Raw genomic sequence first — 17,980 nt, 5'->3', positions numbered from 1 at the left:
TGAAATATAGGTGTCATGAGCCAGCCCTCCAACACCAGTACAGCGAGCGAAGCCGACATCGCCGCTGCCGCGGATCGCCTCGCGACTGCCATCTCGACTGGTGTGCCCTGTGCACCCATCCGGGACCTGATCGGCAGCGAAGACCTCGTCGCCGCATACGCCGTGCAACGCGGTGTCGACGAAATTCGTCGGAACGCGGGCGCCGTCGTAGTCGGTCGCAAAATCGGCCTGACCTCGGTGGCCGTCCAGCAGCAACTCGGTGTCGACCAGCCTGACCTCGGAGTCCTGTACGCCGACATGGAGTTCCCCGCCGGCGGCGTGATTCCCATGGATCGCCTGATTCAGCCCAAGGTCGAGGCCGAAGTAGCCTTCGTGCTCGGTGCCGACCTCGTGGACGGACCGCTCGACCACGCCCAGGTCCGCGACGCGATCGAATACTCCGTCGCAGCAATCGAAATTTGCGACAGCCGGATCGAGAACTGGGACATCAAGTTCGGTGACACGGTCGCGGACAATGCGTCCTCCGGCGTGTACGTCCTCGGAACGCAGCGTCGCACGCTCGCCGAGGTCGAACCTTCCGAGGTTGTCATGTCCATGACCGTCGACGGTGTCGAGGTGTCCACCGGCGTCGGAACCGCGTGCTTGGGCGATCCGATCGAGGCAGTGGTGTGGCTCGCCCGCACCGCCCGGGATCTCGGTCAGCCCCTGACCGCCGGCCAGGTCATTCTCTCCGGTGCACTCGGCCCGATGGCACCGGTCGGGGCCGGAAATTCCGTCACCGTCAACGTAACCGGATTCGAACCGGTCACCACCAGCTTTTCCAGCGAAGGAGACAACGCATGAGCAAGGTCAAGGTCGCGATCATCGGATCGGGCAACATCGGCACCGATCTGATGATCAAGGTGCTGCGTAATTCCGACTACCTCGAGATGGGTGCCATGGTCGGCATCGATCCGGCGTCGGACGGACTCGCCCGCGCGGCGCGCCTGAACGTGCCGATCACGGCGGAGGGTGTCGAGGGACTCGTCGCGATGCCCAACTTCGACGAGATCGAAATCGTTTTCGACGCGACGTCCGCGAAGGCACACGTCGCCAACAATGCGCGTCTGGCGCCGTTCGGCAAGCGCATGATCGACCTGACTCCCGCCGCGATCGGCCCGTACGTCGTGCCGGCCGTCAACGCGGACGAGCACCTGGACGCGCCCAACGTGAACATGGTTACGTGTGGCGGCCAGGCCACGATCCCGATGGTCGCGGCCGTCGCACGGGTGGTCCCGGTGGCATACGCGGAGATCGTTGCATCCATCGCCTCCAAGTCTGCCGGCCCCGGCACACGAGCCAACATCGACGAGTTCACCGAGACCACGTCCGAGGCGATTGTGGCCGTCGGCGGAGCGCGCCGCGGCAAGGCTGTCATCATTCTCAACCCGGCTGAGCCGCCGTTGATCATGCGCGACACCGTCTTCTGTCTCGTCGACGCCCCGGATCCGGCTGTTCACGAGGAGATCCGTCAGTCGATCGAGAAGATGGTCGGCGACGTTTCGGCTTATGTGCCGGGCTACCGTCTCAAGCAGCAAGTCCAGATCACCGAGATCCCGGCTGACCAGCCGGTCGAGACTCTGCTCGCCGACGGTAACCGTCCGACCCACCAGGTGTCGGTGTTCCTCGAAGTCGAAGGTGCCGCGCACTACCTGCCTGCCTACGCGGGCAACCTCGACATCATGACGTCCGCTGGAATGCAGATCGCCGAGCGCATCGCACAGCAGAAAGCAGCAAACTGATGAGCAACCGTAAGATCTTCGTCCAGGACGTCACTCTCCGCGACGGCATGCATGCTGTGCGGCACCGCATTTCACCGACCGACGTCAAGCGGATCGTCACGGCGCTCGACGCTGCCGGCGTCGACGCGATCGAGGTCGCTCACGGTGACGGTCTGGCCGGTGGATCAGTCAACTACGGTCCCGGATCGCACACCGACTGGGAGTGGATCGAGGCAGCCGCCGACGCGCTCGAGCATGCCCGCCTCACCACGCTGCTGCTGCCGGGCGTCGGCACTGTCCGTGACCTCAAGCAGGCTTACGACCTGGGTGTTCGCTCGGTCCGCGTCGCGACTCACTGCACCGAAGCCGACGTTTCCGCACAGCACATCGAGACCGCCCGCGAAATGGGCATGGATGTTTCCGGCTTCCTCATGATGAGCCACATGGCTCCGGCAGAGGAGCTGGCAAAGCAGGCCAAGCTGATGGAGTCGTACGGCGCGCACTGCGTCTACGTCACCGACTCGGGTGGACGTCTGGTGATGAACGACGTCGCGGACCGCGTTCGCGCGTACCGCGATATTCTCGACGAGGGCACCGAAATCGGTATCCACGCACACGAGAACCTCTCGCTGTCGGTTGCCAATTCTGTTGTGGCAGTGCAGAACGGCGTCACCCGCGTTGATGCGTCGCTCGCCGGCCACGGTGCCGGAGCCGGCAACTGCCCGCTCGAGGCTTTCATTGCCGTCGCCAACATCGAGGAGTGGGAGCACGGCTGCGACCTGTTCGCTCTGCAGGATGCTGCCGACGACATCGTCCGCCCGCTGCAGGACCGGCCGGTTCGCGTCGACCGCGAGACCCTCACGTTGGGTTATGCCGGTGTGTACTCGAGCTTCCTCCGTCACGCGGAGACTGCGTCGGAGCGCTACGGTATCGACGTTCGCACCCTCCTGCTCGAGGCCGGTAAGCGTCGCTTGGTCGGCGGACAGGAAGACATGATCGTCGACATCGCGCTCACACTCGCAGCCGAGCGTGACCGCGAATCTGCTTGACATTGTTAAATCTTCGGGCGCTGTGACCGTGACGGTCACAGCGCCCGAGCTGTTTCCTGGCTAAGGCCCCGGACCGTGGAGCAAAGGTTGTTGCCGAGACCGCAAATTGGGTCCGAGAATCGCACCTGTCCGTTCAGCTCGCGGATTAACAAGTGGGCCGTGTCGGACTCCGGCGCTAGACTTCGAAGTATCGATGCTCACGAGTCGAGTGGGCACTTTCGGACCAGGAAGCAGGCCAGATTCTCCACGTGAGTGAACACAGTGAATTCGGCAGGAACCGTGCAACCATCGTTACCGAGCGCGCTTTGCCTGCAGAGCGCACTGTCCGATCGAGCATTGACTTGGCGCCGGAGACGGTGCGTCAGATCCTGGGGTCGACTGACGAAAATCTGACCGCACTCGAGCATGTGCTCGGTGCTGATATCCACGTTCGCGGCGGAACTGTCACGTTGTCGGGTACCCCCGCCGATGTCGCGCTCGCCGAGCGAGTGTTCGGGGAATTGGCTTCACTCGCCGGACGTGGCCAACCTCTTGCGCCCGACGCCGTTCGTCGAACCGTCGGAATGCTCACCCACCCTGTCGGTGAATCTCCGGCCGAGGTGCTTTCCCTCGATATCCTCTCGCGTCGCGGCAAGACGATTCGGCCCAAGACCCTCAATCAGAAGCGATACGTCGATGCCATCGACGAGAACACCATCGTTTTCGGAATCGGACCCGCCGGTACCGGCAAGACATACCTGGCGATGGCCAAGGCCGTGCAGGCACTCCAATCCAAGCAGGTTTCGCGCATCATCTTGACCCGGCCGGCAGTCGAGGCGGGCGAGCGGTTGGGCTTCCTGCCCGGCACCCTGCACGAGAAAATCGACCCGTATCTGCGTCCCCTGCACGATGCGTTGCACGACATGATGGATCTCGAAGCGATCCCCAAGTTGATGGCCTCCGGAGTCATCGAGGTTGCGCCGCTCGCGTACATGCGCGGTCGCACACTCAACGACGCATTCATCATCCTGGACGAGGCGCAGAACACTACGGCCGAGCAGATGAAGATGTTCCTCACACGCCTCGGATTCGGTTCCAAGATCGTGGTTACCGGCGACGTCACCCAGGTCGACCTGCCGGGTGGAGCGCGCTCCGGTCTGCGGGCCGCTGCCGAAATCCTCACGGGCATCGACGATATTCATTTCGCGAAGCTCGACAGCAGTGACGTAGTGCGTCACCGATTGGTCGCGGACATCGTCGACGCCTACGAGCGCCACGAGTCCGATCACGACAGGGAAGCGACGTTCGGTAATCGGGCGCAGCGCCGCGCTGCGCATGCTCATTCACCTCGACGGTAGGCTGAGCGACGCACCAACCCCTACTTTTCCCAGGAAAGAGCGTCGCACATGAGCATCGAGGTCTCGAACGAATCGGGCATGGACATCTCCGAACCGGAGTTGATCAGCGTTGCCCGTTTCGTGATCGCTCGGATGGATGTCCATCCAGCGGCCGAGCTGTCGATGGTTCTCGTCGACTCCGCGACCATGGCGGATCTGCACGTCCGGTGGATGGATCTGCCCGGCCCGACAGATGTCATGTCCTTCCCGATGGACGAACTCGAGCCCGGTGGACGTCCGGACTCTCCGGAGCCCGGACCGTCCATGCTCGGCGATATCGTCCTGTGCCCGTCGTTCGCGGCCGATCAGGCAGACAAGGCCGGGCATCCACTTGCCCACGAACTTGCGCTGCTGACCGTTCACGGCGTGCTGCACCTGCTCGGCTACGACCATGCCGAGCCGGAAGAAGAGAAGGAGATGTTCGGACTACAGAACAGCCTCCTCGAAGAATGGTACGAAGACCTGCGTCGTATCGACCGCGAAGCTGCGATGGCCGAACGTGATCAGAAGTTGCTCGGCAAGACCGGGTTCGTCGACGGCGCGGACCGATAATCATATTCTCGCGGGGGTTGCGTAGTGAGTAGCGCCATCGCGCTCTTTGTCCTGGCGGTTGCGCTGGTCCCTGTCGGCGGAATATTTGCCGCCGTGGATTCCGCGCTCAACACCATCTCGTCGGCGCGTATCGACGAGATGGCCAAGGAAGAGCGAGCCGGCGCCGCTCGCGTGCAACGCATCCTCAACGATCGCCCGCGGTACGTGAACCTGATGGTGCTGCTTCGCATTCTGTGCGAGATCACCGCGACGGTCGTGTTGGCCGGCGGGCTCATCGGAGTGATGTCGATGGGGTGGGCTCTGACAACCACGGCCGTCATCATGGTGTTGGTCTCGTACGTCGTGATCGGTGTCGGGCCGAGGACTCTCGGTCGTCAGCACGCGTACTCCATCGCTTTGACTGCGTCATTGCCGCTCTTGTGGATCGGTGTTCTGCTCGGCCCGATCAGCCGAATCCTGATTCTTCTGGGTAACGCGCTGACACCGGGTAAGGGATTTCGCAACGGCCCGTTCGCGTCCGAAATTGAACTGCGCGAACTCGTGGACATGGCCCAGGCACGCGGCGTCGTGGACGACGAAGAGCGTCGGATGATCCAGTCGGTCTTCGATCTCGGAGACACGTCGGCACGCGAAGTAATGGTGCCGCGCACCGACATGGTCTGGATCGAAAGTGACAAGAGTGCCGGGCAGGCAACGTCATTGGCAGTGCGCAGCGGACATTCGCGGTTGCCTGTCATCGGTGAAAATGTCGACGACGTTCTCGGTGTCGTCTACCTCAAGGATTTGGTGAAGCAGACGTACCACCTGCCTGACGGTGGGCGAAGCGTCAACGTCTGCGACGTCATGCGCCCGGCGGTTTTCGTGCCGGACTCGAAACCACTCGACAGCATGCTCTCCGAGATGCAGCGGGATCGAAACCACATGGCGATTCTTGTCGACGAGTACGGCGGAATCGCGGGACTCGCCACCATCGAGGACGTCATCGAAGAAATCGTCGGTGAAATCGCCGACGAGTACGACGAGGACGAGACACCACCCGTCGAAGATCTTGGCGACGGAATGTTCCGGGTTTCGGCGAGACTGCCTATCGAGGATCTCGGCGAACTGTTCGATCTCGAACTCGAGAACGACGAGGTCGAAACCGTCGGCGGTCTGATCGGTTACGTGCTGGGCCGGGTGCCGCTGCCCGGGTCCGAGGTGGAGTACGACGGCTTGATATTGCGCGGCGAAGGAACCAACACCGGTCGTGGACGGGTACGCATCAGCACGGTTTTCGTGCAGCGTGCGCCTCGCTCGGAAAACGAAGAAAAAGAACACAACGATGACTGAGCGAGAAGTTCAACGAGGAGTGGTACGAGTATGAGTAAAAAGGAATTCCGGTCCGGGTTCGTATGTTTTGTGGGCCGTCCCAACACCGGTAAGTCCACGCTGACCAATGCGTTGGTCGGCGCCAAGGTGGCCATCACCTCGTCACGGCCGCAGACGACGCGCCACACTATCCGTGGAATCGTGCACCGCGACCATGCGCAGCTGATCCTGGTGGACACACCGGGCCTGCACAAGCCGCGAACCCTGCTCGGTCAGCGACTCAACGACCTGGTGCGCGATACGTACTCCGAGGTCGACGTCATCTGCCTGTGCATCCCGGCCGACGAGACCATCGGTCCCGGCGACCGCTGGATCCTGCAGCAGATCCGTCAGATGGCACCCAAGACCAAGCTGGTCGGCATCGTCACCAAGATCGACAAGGTCAGCCGCGACGACGTCGGCAAGCAGTTGCTGGCACTGTCCACACTGCTCGGTCCCGAATCCGAGGTTGTGCCGGTCTCGGCACAGTCCGGCGAGCAGGTCGAGATACTCGTTGACGTGCTGGCAAGCCTGATGGACGAGGGCCCGGCCTTCTACCCGGACGGCGAACTGACCGACGAGCCCGAAGAAGTCCTCATGGCGGAACTCATCCGTGAGGCTGCACTCGAGGGACTCGGCGAAGAACTGCCGCACTCGCTCGCTGTTGTGATCGAAGAAGTGATTGCGCGTGAAGGCCGCACCGAGAAGCAGGGTGAACTGCTCGACGTCCACGCTCTGCTGTACGTCGAGCGGCCCAGCCAGAAGGGCATCGTCATCGGTAAGGGCGGCGCCCGACTGCGTGAGGTCGGAACCAGCGCCCGCCTGCAGATCGAGAAGTTGCTCGGTGTGCGGATCTTCCTCGAGCTGCACGTGAAGGTTGCCAAGGACTGGCAGCGCGATCCCAAGCAGCTGGGCAAGCTGGGCTTCTAGAGCAGAGCGCCCCGCAGGATCAACAGGATCGACGACGTGATGTCCTGGTCGTCGATACCTGTTGCCAACTGTCTCAGTTGGATGCCGGCAATCAACGCGACCATGGCGGCAGCGACGGGCTGCGGATTGGGTACCCCGAGTGCGGTCAGGATCGTGACCGCCAGATTGTCATACGCGGCAAAGCATTCCACCGCCACCTGGCGCAGTTCGTGATCACGCCCGGCGGCGATATACATCTCGAACGGTGCTATCCGCTCGGCGGAGAACGAAAGATCGCGCGCGACACTCTCGGTCATGGCAGCAGCGTCTTCGACGCTCAATCCGGCGAACCGGTATTTCTCGGCCAGGGCGAGCAAGCGTGTGGTTTCGTCGGTCACGAACCGGAACAACGTGGCGCGCAGCATGTCCGACTGGGCCGGGAAATGGTAAGTGATCGATCCCAGTGACACCCCGGCCTGGGTGGCGATACGCCTGTTGCTGACGCCGGCAATTCCGTCGGTGATGACGATGTGGAGAACGGCATCGAGAATTCGGGTGCGAACATCGAGTGTGCTCATGTGGTTCGCCACCACGGTTCGGGACGAACCTGATCCCAGCGCAGCACCGACTCCAATTGCGCTGCGAGGGAGACCAACAGCGGTTCGGTGTTCTCGTTGCCCATCAACTGAGCGCCGATCGGCAGGCCGGCATTGCTGAACCCGGCGGGAACACTGATCGACGGCCACCCGAGAACATTCCACGGCCAGGCGTAGGGGCAGGCTCCGGTCATCACCTTGTCGGTTTCCCAACCGCCGATGCCGTCGATAGCGGTTGCCTTGATCGGCGGTGTTGCGGTGGTGGGTGCCAGGATGACGTCGTACTTCTCGAATATGGCTCCGATGCGTCGACGCATCCGAGGTTCGGCAGCGCGTGCCGCGCGAAGCGGTGCACCGCGAAGTAGCTTGCCGTTCTGCGCATTTCCGAGAGTTCTGGGATCTGCCAGCGACGGATCCGGGAGGCGCTGCAACCACTCGTGCACGCCGGCGAGTGAGCGTGGGAGAAAGTTCAATCCGAATACCAGTCCGTACGCGGGATCGTCCACGACGACGCGATGTCCGAGGCCGCGCAGAGTGTCAGCCAGAGAGTACACCGCTCGGCGGACCTCAGGGTCGAGGGCGACCGGGGTTGCGGTGAACGGATTACGCAGGGACAGTGCGATGTTCAGCTTTCCCGGGTCGCGTCCGACGGCATCGCTGACGGTCACGGGCGCCGGTCTGTGCAGATCGCCCGCATGGTTTCCGGCCGCAACGTCGAGGAGCAGTGCCGCGTCGGCGACGGTTCGGGCGAGTGGTCCGTTGACGGTCAGGCCGTAGAACGCTTCGGCGTCGGGCCAGGTGGAAATGCGGCCTCGTTGTGGTTTGATGCCCACCAGATGGGTCCAGGCAGCCGGGATGCGGATCGAACCGGCACCGTCGGAACCGATTCCGGCACTGACCAATCCGGCGGCAACAGCGGCTGCGGTGCCACCGGACGAGCCGCCGGGAGTGTGGTGCTGCGACCACGGATTGAGGGTGTATCCGAAGGCGCTGCCACTGGTGACCGGCCACTGGCCCAGTTCGGGACTGTTGGTTTTGCCGACGATCACGGCGCCGGCGGCGCGGAGGCGTCGAACCATCTCGGAATCTTCTGTCTTGGCGGGGAATTCGCCGGGGCAGCCGAATGCGGTGGGCTCGCCGACGATGTCGACGTCATCCTTGACTGCGATGGGTACACCGAGCAGGGGGAGGCGTTCGCCCAGTGCCAGCCGACGATCGGCGTCGGCAGCTTCTTCGAGGGCCTTTTCCCGGCGGACGATCTTGAAGGCGTTCAAGGTGGACTGCGACGCGTCGATACGGTCGAGTGTCGCGGTAGTAGCGGCGACGGACGTGGTCGCGCCGGACGCCAGACTTGCCACCTGATCGATCAGAGATGGGGCATAGCTCGGTTCGGTGTGCGGTCCTGACGCCATCGCATTCCCTTTCGGTTGACTGTTCGTTCGAACGAACAGTAACGAATTTCAGTATTGAGGATGAGCGTTTTCGCGTCAAGATCTCATCAAGACGCCTGGTCGCCGCGTAAACGGATCGTCAGAGAGCGTCAATGCCAGGTTTTCGAGGTCAAAGCTGGAGGAGCGCCCGCGGTCTTCTGGGTCTTCCAGGACCGTGCGTCATGGCTGCGATGTACTGCAGCACGGATTTCGATGTCGAAGAGGGAAGCTCATGGCCGATCTGGCCTACGTTGCTCTGATTCTCGGTGGTTTTCTCGTGTGTGCGCTGGTTCTGCGCGCCCTGCAGTCGAGTGCTCCCAAATGACCGTCGCCGGCGTTGTCAGCGCCCTGCTGATTGCCGTCGCCGCGGCACTGGTCATCTATCTTCTTGTTGCACTCATAGATCCTGAGAGGTTCTGATGTCGCCCGCTCTTGCAGCCGGCCTGCAGATTGCTTTTGTGCTTGTAGTCCTGGCGGCCGCCTACGTCCCCGTGGGCGACTACATGGCACGCGTCTACACCTCCACTCGTGACCTGCGGGTGGAGAGCGTGATCTACCGCCTCGGCAGGATCGACTCGCGCGCCGAGCAGACGTGGTACGGATACGCCGCCAGTGTGTTGGGATTCTCGCTGGCAAGTGCGTTGTTCCTCTACTTCCTGCAGCGGATTCAGGGTGTGCTGCCCCTGAGTGACGGATTGTCCGGGGTCAGCCCCGCCGTAGCCTTCAATACCGCGATTTCCTTTGTGGCCAATACCAACTGGCAGTCGTACACACCCGAAACGACGATGAGCAACTTTGTTCAGCCCGTCGGTTTGGCCGTGCAGAACTTTGTCTCGGCAGCCGTCGGTATGGCCGTGGCGATTGCCTTGGTGCGTGGCTTCATTCGGGTATCCCGGGGAGGTGAGATCGGAAATTTCTGGGTTGACCTCACCCGTGGGTGCTTGCGCATCCTGTTGCCGTTCGCCTTCGTGATTGCGTTGATCCTGTTGAGCCAGGGCGTCATCCAGTCCTTCCACAGTGGATTTGCATCCACCGGGCTCGACGGCAACTCCGTCACCAACGCGCTGGCGCCGGTTGCGTCGCAGGAAGCGATCAAGGAACTCGGCACCAACGGTGGCGGAATCCTCGCCGCCAACTCGGCGCACCCCTTCGAGAACCCGACGCCACTGAGCAATATCGTCGAGATCCTGGCCATCCTGCTGATTCCCGTCTGCCTGACAAGGACTTTCGGAACGATGGTCGCGGACCGTCGTCAAGGTCTGACCTTGCTCGCCGTGATGGGAATTCTGTGGAGCGGACTGCTCGCAGTCACGCTGGCCGCAGAGTCAGGCGCTCGTGGCGTTGCCGCCACTGCCGCCGGTTCGATGATGGAAGGCAAGGAAGTTCGCTTCGGCATTCCGGGGTCTGCGCTGTTTGCCGTCGCAACCACCGGAACATCTACCGGCGCAGTCAATTCAGCACACGACAGCATGTCGCCTCTCGGTGGCGGTGCGGTTCTGCTGAACATGCTGCTCGGTGAGATCGCTCCCGGCGGCGTCGGCACCGGCCTCTACGGCATCTTGGTGATGGCACTGATCGCAGTGTTTGTCGGTGGACTCCTTGTCGGCCGCACCCCCGAGTACCTCGGTAAGAAACTCGGGCGACGCGAAATTACGTTGGCCGCACTGTCGATACTGGTCATGCCGGCACTGGTCCTCATCGGCACCGGCATCACGGTGATCCTCGGATCGACGCTGGGATACCAAGGCAACGGGGGAGACCCGGGGACTCCGGGATCGATCCACGGATTCAGTGAAGTGCTCTATGCCTTTGCGTCGGCATCGAACAACAACGGCAGTGCCTTCGGTGGCCTCACCGTCACGAGTGACTGGTTCCAGTCTGCACTCGGAATCTGCATGCTGCTGGGCCGCTTCCTGCCCATCATCTTCGTGCTTGCTCTGGCCGGAGCCTTGGCGTCGCAGAAGAAGGTGGCCGCGACGGCAGGCACTCTGCCCACCTCGGGACCGATGTTCACCGGACTTCTCACCGGCACCGTCGTTCTTGTTGCCGCACTGACATTCTTCCCTGCCCTCGCACTGGGCCCAATCGCGGAGGCTCTCCAATGAGTGTGCACACCGAAGTGAAACCTGTAGTGGCAGACAAAGGCGAGAATGAAGGCTCGAGCCATCATGTCAAGGCCGGCGCCTTCAACCCTCGGCAGATGATTACGGCCTTGCCTGGGGCAGTACGCAAGCTCGACCCGCGGCATTTGGCGCGTAACCCCGTGATGTTCGTGGTGTTCGTCGGCTCCGTCATCACGACGCTCATGGCCGTCGCCGATCCGTCGGTGTTCTCCTGGGTGATCACACTGTGGCTCTGGTTCACGGTGATCTTTGCCAACCTCGCCGAATCCGTGGCCGAGGGACGTGGCAAAGCGCAGGCCGCCAGCCTGCGAAAGGTGAAGCAGGACACCACTGCCCACCGAATCACGCAGAGCGGCGCAATCGAATCGGTATCCGGTACCGATCTGGTGGTCGGTGACCGCGTGATCGTGGTGGCCGGTGAGGTCATCCCCGGCGACGGCGACGTCGTCGAAGGAATTGCGTCGGTGGACGAGTCCGCCATCACCGGTGAATCCGCGCCTGTCGTGCGGGAATCCGGTGGTGACCGTTGCGCCGTCACCGGCGGTACGACGGTTCTCTCCGACCGCATTGTCGTGGAAATTACTGCGGCACCGGGTCAGTCGTTTGTCGACCGGATGATCGCGCTGGTTGAAGGTGCTTCTCGTCAGAAGACACCCAACGAGATTGCGCTCAACATTCTGCTCGCGTCGTTGACCCTGATCTTCCTGCTGGCCGTCGTGGCCATCGGTCCGATGGGTCTGTACGCCGGACACGAGCAGGATCCGGTCAAGCTGATCGCACTTCTGGTCTGCCTCATTCCGACCACGATCGGTGCACTCCTCTCCGCGATCGGTATCGCGGGCATGGACCGACTGGTGCAGCGCAACGTGCTGGCGATGTCCGGCCGCGCGGTGGAGGCTGCCGGCGACATCGACACACTGTTGATGGACAAGACCGGCACCATCACGTTCGGAAATCGCCGGGCGACGGCACTTCACCCCGCTCCGGGTGTCTCAGCCGCCGATCTTGCTGCCGCAGCACGGTTGTCGAGCCTGGCCGACGGAACCCCCGAAGGTCGCAGCATCGTCGAATTGTGCGGTGAGCAGTTCGGTCTGGCCAGCGAGCCCACCTCCGGCGAGGAGAATGCACAATTTGTTCCCTTCACCGCGCAGACCCGTATGAGTGGACTTGACCTTCCGGGCCGTGAAATTCGTAAGGGTGCATCCGACGCAGTATTGAATTGGGTGACTCTCGGCGGTGGCAAGGCTGAAGTTGCAGTCACCGATACGGTGAGCGAGATTGCGCAGGCCGGCGGAACGCCGCTTGTCGTGGCGGTCAACGAAGGTGGCAGAGCTTCGGTTCTGGGCGTCATCGCACTGTCGGACGTCGTCAAGCCCGGGATGGCCGAGCGGTTTGCAGAACTGCGCGCCATGGGAATTCGCACCATCATGATCACCGGCGACAATCCCATGACTGCCAAGGCTATTGCCGACCAAGCGGGTGTCGACGACTTCATGGCGGAGGCAACTCCCGAGGACAAGCTTGCGCTGATCCGCAAGGAGCAGGAAGGCGGCCGGCTGGTCGCAATGACCGGCGACGGCACCAATGACGCTCCGGCACTGGCACAATCGGATGTCGGCGTCGCGATGAACACGGGTACGTCGGCGGCAAAAGAAGCCGGCAACATGGTCGATCTCGATTCCGACCCGACCAAGCTGATCGAGATCGTCGAAATTGGCAAGCAGTTGCTGATCACTCGTGGCGCTCTGACCACGTTCTCGCTGGCAAACGACCTCGCGAAGTATTTTGCGATCCTGCCGGCACTGTTCAGTGGCATTTACCCGCAGTTGGATGCGTTGAACATCATGCGTCTGGCGACGCCCGAGTCGGCGATCGTCTCCGCCGTGATCTTCAACGCGCTGGTGATCATCGCGCTGATCCCGCTGTCTCTCAAGGGCGTTCGGTACCGTCCGACGACGGCGTCGAAGCTGCTCGGACGCAACCTGCTCGTCTACGGGCTCGGTGGTGTGATCACGCCGTTCATCGGCATCTGGCTGATCGATCTTGTTGTTCGTTTGATTCCCGGAATTGGGTGAGATAGACATGCGTTTCACTATCGGTTTTGCCAAGCAGGCGTGGGCGGGACTACTCGTCTTGCTCGCTCTCACTGTGATTCTCGGCGTGATTTATCCCGCCGCGGTGTGGGGAGTGGGCCGAATCAGTTCCGGATCGGCTGAAGGTTCTCCAGTCACCGATGCGTCGGGTTGTGTTGTGGGAAGCGCCTGGGTGGGTGTTGATCCGCAGGTTGCCGAAGGTCAGCAGGATCCGTTCTTCCACAACCGGGTTGTGGGCTCGGTATCCGACGAGGATCCTTTTGCCACCGGCGATCCCGCCGCCGCGCTGCCGTCCAATCAGGGGCCCAGCAGCGAGATCCTGGCCGGCTTCATCATCGAGCGTCGAGCCGCTATTGCAGCCCGCGAAGGCGTCGACCCGGCGTCGGTTCCCGTTGACGCGGTCACAGGTTCAGGGTCGGGCATAGATCCGCACATCAGCCCGGAATATGCGCTGCTGCAGGTTCCCCGGGTTGCTGCAAACAACGGGATGTCCGAGGGCCAGGTGAAAGCATTGGTTGCGGAGCACACCGACGGACGCCAACTGGGGTTCCTGGGTATGGAACGCGTCAACGTTCTCGAACTGAATTTGGCGCTCGGATTAACGGCACCTGCGTGTGCCACGCCGTCTACTGGTGGATGATTGTCACGTGAGTTCTTCTGAGAAGGTCGGTAAGCGCAAGCGAGGTGAGCTGCGCATCTACCTCGGCGCTGCACCCGGCGTCGGAAAGACCTTCGCGATGCTCGGCGAGGCTCATCGTCGTCGGGATCGTGGTTGTGACGTGGTTGCGGCCGTTGTGGAAACACACGGCCGCGCCCGCACAGCGGCGCAAATCGGTGATCTGGAGATCATCGCGCCCAAGTTGGTGGAATATCGCGGGACTCGGATGCCGGAACTCGACGTCGAAGCTGTCCTGGCGCGACGTCCGTCGTTGGTATTGGTCGATGAGTTGGCGCACACCAACACCCGGGGAGCAAGAACCACAAGCGGTGGCAGGACGTGCAGGAACTGCTCGACGCCGGAATCGACGTCCTGTCGACGGTCAATGTGCAACACCTCGAAAGTCTCAACGACGTCGTCGCACATATCACCGGTGTGGTGCAGCAAGAGACCGTTCCCGATGACGTCGTGCGCAGTGCCGCTCAGGTAGAGCTCGTCGACATCACTCCGGAAGCGCTGCGGCGCAGACTCTCTCACGGCAACGTGTATTCACCCGAACGTGTCGACGCGGCTCTCGGAAATTACTTCCGTCGCGGAAACCTCACGGCACTACGTGAACTCGCACTCCTGTGGGTCGCGGATCAGGTGGACGCGGCACTCGCGAAATATCGCGCCGAGAACAAGATCACCGATACCTGGGAAGCGCGGGAACGCGTCGTCGTCGCAGTGACCGGGGGACCGGAGTCGGAAACCCTCGTACGACGCGCATCCCGAATTGCCTCGAAATCCAGTGCGGAACTGATGGTGGTCCACGTTGTTCGCGGCGACGGCCTCACCGGTGTCTCGGCGCCGGAGATGGGGAAGGTGCGAGCGCTGGCAAACGGCGTGGGCGCCACACTTCACACGGTGGTGGGCGACGACGTGCCGTCGACGCTTCTCGAGTTCGCTCGCGAGGAGAACGCCACCCAACTGGTCCTGGGTACATCGCGGCGCTCGCGCTTGGCCCGCATTCTCGACGAGGGCATCGGCGCTGCCGTCGTTCAGCAGTCCGGCGGCATCGACGTTCACATGGTCACCCACGAGGAGGCGACTGCCCGGCGCCGGATCTCGGTTCTGGGACGCTCGGAGCGTCGCGTGTTGTCGTGGATTGCAGCAGTGGTGGTTCCGACGGTCGCAGCGGCCCTTATGGGCTTGGTAGACCGGTTCTCCGGGGTGAACGGCGAGAATGCGTTGTTCTTTGTCGTGGTCGTTCTGGTCGCACTACTCGGCGGCGTCGGGCCGGCCATCCTTTCTGCACTGATCTCCGGCCTATTGCTCAACTACTTCTTCACCGACCCGAAATACAGTTTCACGATCGCCGAGCCCGACAACTTCATCACCACGGTGGTGCTGCTGATAGTTGCTGTGGCAGTGGCAGTTCTGGTCGATGCTGCAGCCAAACGGGCCCGGGAGGCGAAGCGGGCGTCCGAGGAAGCCGAACTTCTTGCACTGTTCGCGGGTTCGGTGCTGCGCGGTGCTGATTTGTCGACGCTGCTGGAGAAGGCACGCGAAATCTATCGGCAGCGAGGGGTTTCCGTTGTTCATCTCGACGATGGCGTCGTCGAGGCCGTGGGAACTGAGCCGCCGACGACGGAGTCGGAAGCCGACACGGTGTGTGAGGTCAACGACGGCGAGTACTTGCTGCTACTTTCCGGTCCCGAGTTGAGTGCCCGTGACCGCCGCGTCCTAGCCGTCGTGGCGCATCAGGCGGCGGGCATGATTCGTCAGGAACAGTTGACCGTCGAAGCGAGCAAGGCAGCTGCCCTGACGGAGGCTGATCAACTGCGCCGAGCACTGCTTTCGGCTGTGAGCCATGACCTTCGGACACCGCTCGCCGGCGTCAAGGCCGCGGTATCCAGCCTGCGCAGCGACGACATCGAATTCTCACCGGAAGACACTGCGGAACTGTTGGCAACCATCGAAGAGTCCGCCGACCAGCTCACCGCATTGGTGGGTAACCTCCTCGATTCGTCGAGATTGGCTGCCGGAGTGGTGAAGCCGACCTTGCGGCCGGTGTATCTGGAAGAAGTTGTGCACCGGGCGCTCCTCGGACTCGGTATCGGCGGACGATCCGATTCCCGGGCTCGGAGCGTCATCGTGGATGTCGGAACCGTTGCCGTGCAAGCCGATCAAGGCCTGCTCGAGCGAGTGATTGCAAACATCGTGGACAACGCTCTGCGTTACGGGGGAGGCACACCGGTACGGGTGGGCGCTGCACGGATCGGTAATCAGGCCGTGATCAGCATTGCCGACACCGGTCCGGGGGTGCCGCGAGGCGAAGCCGAAGCAATGTTCCAGCCGTTCCAACGGATGGGGGACCGCGACAACACCGGTGGCGTCGGGCTCGGACTGTCAGTAGTCCGGGGGTTCGTCGACGCGATGGGCGGAACGGTCAGTGCCACCGATACTCCGGGTGGCGGGTTGACGATGATCGTGGAATTGGCCGCGGCAGGTACGAATGGAAGCGAGTCATGAGCCGAATACTGGTAGTTGACGACGAACCGCAGATCTTGCGGGCACTACGCATCAATTTGTCGGTGCGGGGATACGACGTAGTGACGGCGTCGACGGGTGCCGGCGCATTGCGAGCTGCCGCGGAACGTCCACCGGACGTCGTGGTACTCGATCTCGGGCTTCCCGATATGGACGGCACCGAAGTGCTTGCCGGACTGCGCGGCTGGTGCACGGCGCCGGTCATCGTATTGTCGGCGCGAACCGACTCGGCCGACAAGGTCGAGGCACTCGACGCGGGTGCCGACGACTACGTGACCAAGCCTTTCGGGATGGACGAGTTTCTGGCTCGCGTACGGGCGGCGGCCCGGCGGGGGACATCCGCGACCGATACATCGGAGCCGTCGGTAGAGACTGCGTCCTTTACTGTGGATTTGGCAGCCAAGACGGTCAGTCGCGGAGGCGAACAAGTCCACCTGACACCCACGGAGTGGGGAATGCTCGAAATGCTGGTCCGCAATCGCGGAAAACTGGTGGGGCAGAAGGAACTACTGCGCGAGGTGTGGGGTCCGGCCTACGACACCGAAACCCACTACCTACGTGTGTACCTGGCTCAACTGAGGCGCAAACTCGAAGACGACCCGGCACATCCCAAACACCTGATCACCGAGGCCGGGATGGGCTATCGCTTCGTGATCTGAGAGACGATCAACAGCGGGCACTCCGCTCGATGTAGAAGGTTCCGGCTTGTGGAGCCGAGGAGCATCGAGGTGAAACCGCCGCGCCCTCGTCGGCCGACGACCACCAGTTGTGCAGCCTTCGATTCGGCGATGAGTTGGTGTGCTGGACTGTCGCGCACGACAACTCGCTGAACCGTGACGTCCGGATACTTTTGCTTCCATCCGGCAAGCCTTTCGGCGAGTACCACCAGTTCGGCAGTCTCGATGGCCGGCAATTCGAGGGCGGATCCGTCTGGAGCGGAGCGGAAAGCTGTTGAATGATGTGAATCGTCCCAAGCATGAACCGCAACAACATCAACTCCGTGCAGAAAGGCCGTCTCGAAGGCCTCGGCGATGGCGGGCTCGCTGTTCTCCGTGCCGTCGACGCCGACCACTACGGGGCCGTCGAGTGGTGGGTCACCGGGCGCCGAGATTCCGCGGATGACGGCTACCGGGCAACGTGCGTGCATCGCGGTCGCGGTGCTGACGGAGCCGAGCACGCCGTCGGCCCAGCGGCCCTGGCCACGCGATCCTACGACCAGCATCGCGGCGTCCGTCGACTGCTCCAGGAGTGCTTCGACCGGGTGCCCGCGGGCCAAGTGGTCGGTAACGGTCAGACGGTCGTCGTTAACCTCTGCAGCAACCGAGTGCGCACCGGAAAGTCGTTCCCTTCCTTCGTTTCTCTGATCCGGAAACTTTGGTGTGCCAAGGGTAAAGGCGTTTCCGAAGGTATTCGATTCGGTGTGCACCACAGCAACCAGGTGCAGTGGCAGGTTGCGGAGCAGTGCCTCACGTGCCGCCCACCGAACCGCGTCCAACGCGCGCTCGGATCCATCAACTCCGACGACAATTGGTGCGTTCATTTCGTCCTCCCGAAT

The 17,980-nt window shown here is 62.5% G+C and carries 16 protein-coding genes and 1 pseudogene; 14 read left to right on the top strand and 3 right to left on the bottom strand.

What is annotated here, in order from left to right:
* The first annotated feature begins 15 nt into the window (after nucleotides 1–15).
* From BDB13_RS23260 to era, 7 genes are all read left to right on the top strand, one after another.
* Entirely contained in the window at nucleotides 16–843 is an 828-nt protein-coding gene (locus tag BDB13_RS23260; protein WP_094273891.1) for a 2-keto-4-pentenoate hydratase, read from the top strand.
* The gene (locus BDB13_RS23255; RefSeq protein ID WP_094273890.1) at nucleotides 840–1,781 is read left to right on the top strand and encodes an acetaldehyde dehydrogenase (acetylating); all 942 of its coding nucleotides are present in this window, start codon (nucleotides 840–842) and stop codon (nucleotides 1,779–1,781) included. Before BDB13_RS23260 ends, BDB13_RS23255 begins: the two co-directional genes overlap by 4 nt.
* Nucleotides 1,781–2,809 (top strand): 4-hydroxy-2-oxovalerate aldolase, encoded by a 1,029-nt coding sequence (gene dmpG, locus BDB13_RS23250; RefSeq protein ID WP_094273889.1) that lies wholly within the window; start codon nucleotides 1,781–1,783, stop codon nucleotides 2,807–2,809. Before BDB13_RS23255 ends, dmpG begins: the two co-directional genes overlap by 1 nt.
* A 248-nt stretch (nucleotides 2,810–3,057) precedes the next feature.
* Complete coding sequence (locus tag BDB13_RS23245) at nucleotides 3,058–4,146, top strand: PhoH family protein (RefSeq protein ID WP_441347208.1); 1,089 nt, start codon at nucleotides 3,058–3,060, stop codon at nucleotides 4,144–4,146.
* 48 nt (nucleotides 4,147–4,194) lie between these two features.
* Nucleotides 4,195–4,737, top strand: coding sequence for an rRNA maturation RNase YbeY (gene ybeY, locus BDB13_RS23240; protein WP_094273888.1), 543 nt, complete (start codon nucleotides 4,195–4,197; stop codon nucleotides 4,735–4,737).
* A 24-nt stretch (nucleotides 4,738–4,761) separates the two neighbouring features.
* Complete coding sequence (locus tag BDB13_RS23235; protein WP_094273887.1) at nucleotides 4,762–6,066, top strand: hemolysin family protein; 1,305 nt, start codon at nucleotides 4,762–4,764, stop codon at nucleotides 6,064–6,066.
* Nucleotides 6,067–6,096: 30 nt separating this feature from the next.
* On the top strand, nucleotides 6,097–7,014 hold the full coding sequence (gene era / locus BDB13_RS23230; protein ID WP_094273886.1) for a GTPase Era: 918 nt from the start codon (nucleotides 6,097–6,099) through the stop codon (nucleotides 7,012–7,014).
* Here era and BDB13_RS23225 read toward each other — a convergent pair.
* Both BDB13_RS23225 and BDB13_RS23220 read right to left on the bottom strand, forming a co-directional pair.
* Nucleotides 7,011–7,571 carry a TetR/AcrR family transcriptional regulator gene (locus BDB13_RS23225; protein WP_094273885.1) on the bottom strand — a complete coding sequence of 187 codons (561 nt, stop codon included), beginning with the start codon at nucleotides 7,569–7,571 and terminating at the stop codon, nucleotides 7,011–7,013. The genes era and BDB13_RS23225 overlap by 4 nt on opposite strands.
* Nucleotides 7,568–9,001, bottom strand: coding sequence for an amidase (locus BDB13_RS23220; RefSeq protein WP_094273884.1), 1,434 nt, complete (start codon nucleotides 8,999–9,001; stop codon nucleotides 7,568–7,570). Before BDB13_RS23220 ends, BDB13_RS23225 begins: the two co-directional genes overlap by 4 nt.
* A 339-nt stretch (nucleotides 9,002–9,340) precedes the next feature.
* Here BDB13_RS23220 and kdpF point away from each other — a divergent pair, with 339 nt between their 5' ends.
* The 7 genes and pseudogenes from kdpF to BDB13_RS23190 all read left to right on the top strand — a co-directional run bounded on the left by kdpF (nucleotide 9,341) and on the right by BDB13_RS23190 (nucleotide 17,084).
* Entirely contained in the window at nucleotides 9,341–9,439 is a 99-nt protein-coding gene (gene kdpF / locus BDB13_RS23215) for a K(+)-transporting ATPase subunit F (RefSeq protein WP_094273883.1), read from the top strand.
* Nucleotides 9,439–11,124: a potassium-transporting ATPase subunit KdpA gene (kdpA, locus tag BDB13_RS23210; protein WP_094273882.1), complete on the top strand. Its 1,686-nt coding sequence runs from the start codon at nucleotides 9,439–9,441 to the stop codon at nucleotides 11,122–11,124. The genes kdpF and kdpA overlap by 1 nt, the downstream gene beginning before the upstream one ends.
* A 95-nt stretch (nucleotides 11,125–11,219) precedes the next feature.
* On the top strand, nucleotides 11,220–13,217 hold the full coding sequence (gene kdpB, locus BDB13_RS23205) for a potassium-transporting ATPase subunit KdpB (protein WP_441347245.1): 1,998 nt from the start codon (nucleotides 11,220–11,222) through the stop codon (nucleotides 13,215–13,217).
* Between the two features lie 7 nt (nucleotides 13,218–13,224).
* Nucleotides 13,225–13,875 (top strand): potassium-transporting ATPase subunit C, encoded by a 651-nt coding sequence (locus BDB13_RS23200; protein WP_094273880.1) that lies wholly within the window; start codon nucleotides 13,225–13,227, stop codon nucleotides 13,873–13,875.
* Nucleotides 13,876–13,972: 97 nt separating this feature from the next.
* Nucleotides 13,973–14,883: pseudogene (locus BDB13_RS33640) on the top strand (universal stress protein); the annotation flags it as partial.
* 78 nt (nucleotides 14,884–14,961) lie between these two features.
* Nucleotides 14,962–16,407: a sensor histidine kinase gene (locus BDB13_RS33635; protein WP_369597476.1), complete on the top strand. Its 1,446-nt coding sequence runs from the start codon at nucleotides 14,962–14,964 to the stop codon at nucleotides 16,405–16,407.
* Nucleotides 16,404–17,084 carry a response regulator gene (locus BDB13_RS23190; protein WP_094273879.1) on the top strand — a complete coding sequence of 227 codons (681 nt, stop codon included), beginning with the start codon at nucleotides 16,404–16,406 and terminating at the stop codon, nucleotides 17,082–17,084. The genes BDB13_RS33635 and BDB13_RS23190 overlap by 4 nt, the downstream gene beginning before the upstream one ends.
* On the opposite strand, the gene BDB13_RS23185 is transcribed toward BDB13_RS23190, so the two are convergent.
* On the bottom strand, nucleotides 17,066–17,965 hold the full coding sequence (locus BDB13_RS23185; protein ID WP_094273878.1) for a universal stress protein: 900 nt from the start codon (nucleotides 17,963–17,965) through the stop codon (nucleotides 17,066–17,068). The genes BDB13_RS23190 and BDB13_RS23185 overlap by 19 nt on opposite strands.
* Nucleotides 17,966–17,980 lie beyond the last annotated feature (15 nt).

The sequence above is a fragment of the Rhodococcus sp. OK302 genome, from assembly GCF_002245895.1.
Classification (GTDB): Bacteria; Actinomycetota; Actinomycetes; order Mycobacteriales; family Mycobacteriaceae; genus Rhodococcus_F.
This window is presented reverse-complemented; position numbering and strand designations above follow the sequence as displayed.